The organism is Micrococcus sp. KRD012, from assembly GCF_017168555.1.
Lineage (GTDB): Bacteria > Actinomycetota > Actinomycetes > Actinomycetales > Micrococcaceae > Micrococcus > Micrococcus luteus.
The window spans coordinates 1-5,291 of record NZ_JABFBB010000008.1 but is presented as its reverse complement, the minus strand read 5'-3'; the positions used below and the strand labels follow the sequence as shown (position 1 = coordinate 5,291).

The 5,291-nt window shown below is 71.9% G+C and carries 5 protein-coding genes; 1 reads left to right on the top strand and 4 read right to left on the bottom strand.

The window, feature by feature from the left end:
- Positions 1–18: 18 nt before the first annotated feature.
- The 4 genes from J1M37_RS05230 to J1M37_RS05215 all read right to left on the bottom strand — a co-directional run bounded on the left by J1M37_RS05230 (position 19) and on the right by J1M37_RS05215 (position 3,753).
- Positions 19–1,158, bottom strand: a complete 1,140-nt coding sequence (locus tag J1M37_RS05230; RefSeq protein ID WP_206452248.1) for an adenylate/guanylate cyclase domain-containing protein — start codon at positions 1,156–1,158, stop codon at positions 19–21.
- Positions 1,155–1,682, bottom strand: coding sequence for a PH domain-containing protein (locus J1M37_RS05225; protein WP_010079241.1), 528 nt, complete (start codon positions 1,680–1,682; stop codon positions 1,155–1,157). The genes J1M37_RS05230 and J1M37_RS05225 overlap by 4 nt, the downstream gene beginning before the upstream one ends.
- Before the next feature lie 30 nt (positions 1,683–1,712).
- On the bottom strand, positions 1,713–2,549 hold the full coding sequence (locus J1M37_RS05220; RefSeq protein ID WP_206452247.1) for a biotin--[acetyl-CoA-carboxylase] ligase: 837 nt from the start codon (positions 2,547–2,549) through the stop codon (positions 1,713–1,715).
- Positions 2,550–2,602: 53 nt separating this feature from the next.
- A protein-coding gene (locus J1M37_RS05215; protein ID WP_098471310.1) for an IS3 family transposase occupies positions 2,603–3,753 on the bottom strand; the annotation gives its coding sequence in 2 pieces (ribosomal slippage) (positions 2,603–3,483 and positions 3,483–3,753; 1,152 coding nt in all).
- An 85-nt stretch (positions 3,754–3,838) separates the two neighbouring features.
- Between J1M37_RS05215 and J1M37_RS05210 the strand changes: the two genes are divergently transcribed.
- Complete coding sequence (locus tag J1M37_RS05210; RefSeq protein ID WP_446724885.1) at positions 3,839–5,284, top strand: MFS transporter; 1,446 nt, start codon at positions 3,839–3,841, stop codon at positions 5,282–5,284.
- Positions 5,285–5,291: the final 7 nt, after the last annotated feature.

The window sequence follows — 5,291 nt, the reverse complement described above, 5'->3', positions numbered from 1 at the left end:
GGTCCACGGGGTCCTCGATCAGTCGGCGAGCAGGGTCTGGGCCGACCCGTCCAAGAGCAGGGAGGGGCGGACCTCTCCGAACCCGCGGACGATCCTGGGCGGCTGCGGGACGAGCACGAAGCGCTCGTCCCGGGACAGGGCCGCAGCGGTCATGGCGTCCACGAGCACGGTACCCGGATCGGCCAGGGACGTCAGCCGCGCGGCGAGGTTCACGGTGGGCCCGTAGATGTCCCCCATGCGGGAGAGCACCCGTCCCCATGTCAGGGCGACGCGCGCCGAGGGCAGCTCCTCGTCCGCGGCGATGGTCTCGGCCAGGGAGAGCGCGATCGCGGCGCCGGCCTCGGGGGTCTCGGCGTTGAACATGACCTCGTCGCCGATGGTCTTCACGAGCCAGCCGCCGCCGGCCGAGATGGTCTCCGCGGCGAGGGACTCGAAGCGCAGCACCATGCGGGCCAGCGTCCGGTCGTCCATGGTCCGGGAGAGCGTCGTGTAGGAGACCATGTCCGCGAAGCCGACGGCGCGGGCCAGCGGCAGCGGCGCGTCCGACTCGGAGCCGTCGCGGCCCTCGGCGCTGGCCGCCAGCCCGGCCTCCACGCGCACGGTCAGGCGCTGGACGGCGCGGTTGAGCTGGCGCCGGTAGACGATCCGCATGGCCTTCTCGAGCGGTCCGACCATGTCCGGGAGCATGTCGACGACGGCCCGCCGTGCCTCCGGGTCCGTCAGGCCCTCGGAGGCGATCTTGTCCTCCACGAGCGCCTCGATCTGCCACACCACCATGCGGTCCGTCATCTGCCCGATCGAGCGGGCCAGCGAGATGGCGGTGTCCTCGTTCAGCGTCCCCGAGCGTACGAGCGTGAGCACGGACTCGAACGCCTCGATGTCCGCCTCGGTGAAGGCCTTGTGCCCCTCCGGCGACGTCGGATAGCCCAGCGCACGCCAGATCTTCCGGGCGGAGGCCATCGAGACGCCGAGGCGCTGCGCCACCTCCCGTGAGGTGTAGGCGCGCGGGCCCACCACCAGGCCGGCGTCGAGCGTGCGCATCGCGCTCGTCCAGCCGGCGGGCTCGGCGGACCGCTCCTCGACGTCGCGGGCGGTCTTGTCCTCGGCCGGCGGGACGATCGGCAGCGGTGCGGTGTCCGGTGTCTCCGGACGGCTCATCGGAGGTCTCCTGTCGGGACGGGGGCGGGCCAGGTCGCGGTGCGGGCCTGGCGGGTGAGGTGGGCCAGGGCCTCCTCGAAGCGCGCGGCCTCGGGGACGTCGCGCAGCCGCCAGTGGACCTGGCGGGCGGGCTCCTGGAAGAGGATGTGCAGGTCTCCGGCACCCGAGCCGCGGCGGCGCCGCTGCACGTCGGCGATGGACACGAGCGGCATGGCGGCACCGGAGCCGCCGACGCCGGCGCCCTGGAGGATGCGGCGGTCGGTGAGCACGGTGCGCCGGAAGACCCAGCGCCACAGCGGGCGGACGGTGCCGGGGAGCAGGACGAGCGCCGCGACCACCCACGCGGCCGCCTCGAGCACGGCGCGGTTCGCGGCGACGATCCCGGGCAGGTCGGGACGTGCGAGCACGCCGACGGCCAGGCCGAGCAGGAACGCGACGGCCACGAGGACCGCGGCCGGGCGCAGCAGCGCGCGCGGGTGGGTGCGGGTGCGGACCATCACCTGCTCACCGGGCTCGAGTCGCACGGCGGTCACCTCCTGACCGGGACGGGTGTGTCATGCGCCGCGATGGACGTCTCCGCGCAGGTGGGCCACGTCCCCCGCACTGACCTCGGTCTCGATTGTGCCACGGTCCGGTGTGACGCGCTTCACGCGCAGGGTGCCGCCGGGGCCGAGGCCCACGGCCGTGCCCTCCAGCACGCCGCCGCCGGGCAGCTCGGCGCGCACCGCGCGGCCCAGCGTGGAAAGCCGGTCCGCCACGGCCGCCACGGCCGGGTGACGCCCGTCGACGGCCGTCGTCTGCCCCGCCACGCCCGCCGCGAAGCGGTCCACGGCCGCCACGACGGCGTCGCGCAGCTCGACCGCGAGGTCCCGGGGGGCGGGCACGGCGTCCGCGCCGATCCACTCCGCCAGGTCCGTGGCGGTGTCCACCGGGGCGGCCCCGCGGTGGTCCAGGTTCACGCCCATCCCGACGACGACGCCGGGCCCCTTGCCGTCCGAGGACAGCGCCACCGTGGCCAGCACGCCGCACAGCTTGCGCCCGTCGGTGGCGAGCACGTCGTTCGGCCACTTCACGTGCGTCGGGACGCCCCGGGCCGCGAGGCGCTCGGCAACCGTGGCGGAGGCGACGAGCGAGAGCCAGCTCAGATGGGCCGGGGAGACCGGCACCCCGCCGGACTCGGGACGCAGGTACACGGACAGGGCGAGCGCCGCACCCGGCGCGGCGCTCCACACCCGGGAGTGCCGTCCCCGGCCGGCCCGCTGGTCCGCGGTGGCCACGGCCGCACCGTGCCGGTGTCCCTCGCGGTCCAGCCGTGCGAGGAGCTCATCCTGCGTGGAGCCGGCGGAGTCCAGCCAGGTCAGGTCCGGTGCTGGGGCGTCGTCGGGGTGCATGCCCCTAGATATACACGGCGTTCCCGGGGGCGGGCTGGGCTGAGCCGCCCCCTTCATTCGGTCCGGACGTTCTGTGAGTCGTCGGTTTCCATTTGATGGGTGCACTGCCGAGCGTACTCGGCTGGGGTTAGGTAGCCGAGCGAGGAGTGCCGGCGGTGGTGGTTGTACTCGTCCTTCCAGTCGCCGATGATGACCTGTGCGTGCAGCAGCGAGTAGAAGCTGTTGATGTTGAGGCACTCGTCGCGGATCCGGCTGTTGAACGACTCGACGTACCCGTTGCGCCACGGCGAGCCCGGAGGGATGTAGGACAGGCCGGTGCGGGTGCCGGCCCAGTCGGCCATCGCCTCGCTGATGAACTCCGGCCCGTTGTCCGACCTGAGCACCGCCGGGGCGCCCCGGGCGGCGACGAGGTCCTCGAGGTGGGCGGTGAGTCGGTCGGCGGTAATCGAGCGCTCCACGAGCCCGCCGATGCACTCCCGGGTGTGTTCGTCGACGATCGAGCAGATCTTGATCGGTCGTCCGTGCTCGTCGGCGTCGAACTGGAAGTCCACCGCCCACACCACGTTCGGCGCGTCCGCCGTCGGCGCGTCGACGGTCGAGGACCCGACGCGCTTGCGTCGACGCCGCTGCGGGACCCGGAGCCCTTCGTCACGCCACAGGCGTTGGATCTTCTTGTGGTTCACCACCCACCCCTCGGCGCGGGCGTCGTGATACGCCCGCCGATACCCGTAGCGGGGATGGTCCTTCGCCCAGGCGCGCAGCCACTCCCTGAGCGCCCGATCCGGGTCCGCGACCGTGTCGCCCTTGAGCGGTCGCCGGTACGCGGAGCGGCTCAGCCCGACCAGACGGCACGCCATCCGTTCGCTCACCCGCAACTTGCGCTTGAGGTGATCGACGGCGGCGCGGCGCCTGTCCGGGCTTAGAAGTTTCCCTCAGCCAGCTCCTTGAGCGCGGCCTTCTCCAGCTCCGCTTCCGCGAGCAGACGCTTCAGGGTCGCGTTCTGCTTCTCCAGCTCCTTCAGGCGCTTTGCGTCGTCGGCCTTGAGGCCGCCGTACTGGTTCCGCCACCGGTAGTACGTCTGCTCGGACACCCCGAGCTCCCGGCACACCGCCGCGACGTCCTGACCATCGGCGAGCATCCTGTCGGCCTGCCCGAGCTTACGGACGACCTGCTCGGGGGTGTGACGCTTCCTGCTGTTCGTCATGATCTGACCAGTCTCCCTGCCCGCGACCGCGGGCAACAGGACGACTCTCATAACGACTGGACCTACGAAACGGGGTCAGCCCGTGGTGGCGGTGGGGGCGCCCGCGAACCCGGGCGCCCCCACCGCCACCACCGATGTCACGTCGGACGCGGTCGCCACCGCGGAGGAGGTGCCCCGCTCGCGGGTCATCATCGCCTCCCTCGTGGGCACCTCGATCGAGTTCTACGACTTCTACATCTATGCCACGGCCGCCGTCTCGGTCTTCCCGCTGATCTTCTTCGCGGGCGGCGACGACAACACGGCCCTGCTGGCCTCCATGGCCACCTTCGGCGCGGCGTTCGTCGCCCGGCCGCTGGGCGCCGTCGTCTTCGGCCACCTGGGCGATCGCGTGGGCCGCAAGACCACGCTCATCGGCTCGCTGCTCACCATGGGCATCGCGACGTTCCTCATCGGCCTGCTGCCCACGTACTTCCAGATCGGCCTGTGGGCGCCGGCCATGCTGACGCTGCTGCGCTTCTTCCAGGGTCTGGGGCTCGGCGGCGAGTGGTCCGGCGCCGCTCTGCTGGCCACCGAGTACGCCAAGGACGGCAAGCGCGCGCAGGCGGCCATGTGGCCGCAGCTCGGCGCGCCGATCGGCTTCCTGCTGGCCAACGGCCTGTTCCTCGCGCTCGTGCTCGGCTTCAGCCACGACTCGACGAGCCCGGTGCTCGACGGCCCGTTCCTCACGTGGGTGTGGCGCGTGCCGTTCCTGCTCTCGATCGTGATGGTGGCCGTGGGCCTCTACGTCCGCGTCAAGCTCGAGGAGACCCCGGTCTTCCAGCGCGCCCTCGACCGCGACCAGCGCGTGAAGGCGCCGCTGGGCGAGGTGTTCCGCCGCAACTGGTGGGAGCTGATCCTGGGCACCTTCGTCATGTACGCCACCTACGTGCTCTTCTACCTGATGACCACGTGGATCCTCTCCTACGCGATCGGCAAGCCGGCCAACGGCTTCCTGGGTGTCCCCTACGCCGAGTTCCTCGTGCTGCAGCTGGTCGGCATCCTGTTCTTCGCGGCGTTCGTGCCGGTCTCCGGCCTGCTGGCGGACCGCTTCGGCCGCCGCCCCACCCTGATCGTGATCTCGGTGCTCATGGTGCTGTTCGGCCTCTCGTTCGGCCTGTGGCTCGCGCCGGAGAACATGGGTGTGGGCGCGAAGCTGAACGTGCCGCTGATGCTGACGTTCCTGGCCACCGGTATGACGCTCATGGGTCTGACCTTCGGGCCCATGTCCGCAGTGCTGCCTGAGCTGTTCCCCACGAACACGCGCTACACCGGCTCCGGCATCGCCTACAACGTGTCCTCGATCCTCGGCGCGGCGCTGACCCCCTTCATCGCGGCCTGGCTCGTGCAGAAGTTCGACGTCTCCTACGTCGGCTACTACCTGGCCGCCGCCTCGGCGATCACCGTCATCGCGCTGGTGCTCTCCCCCGAGACCCGCCACACGGACCTCGACACCGTCACCTCGGCCCGGGAGCGCCGCGCCGCCACCCGCTGACCCCGCC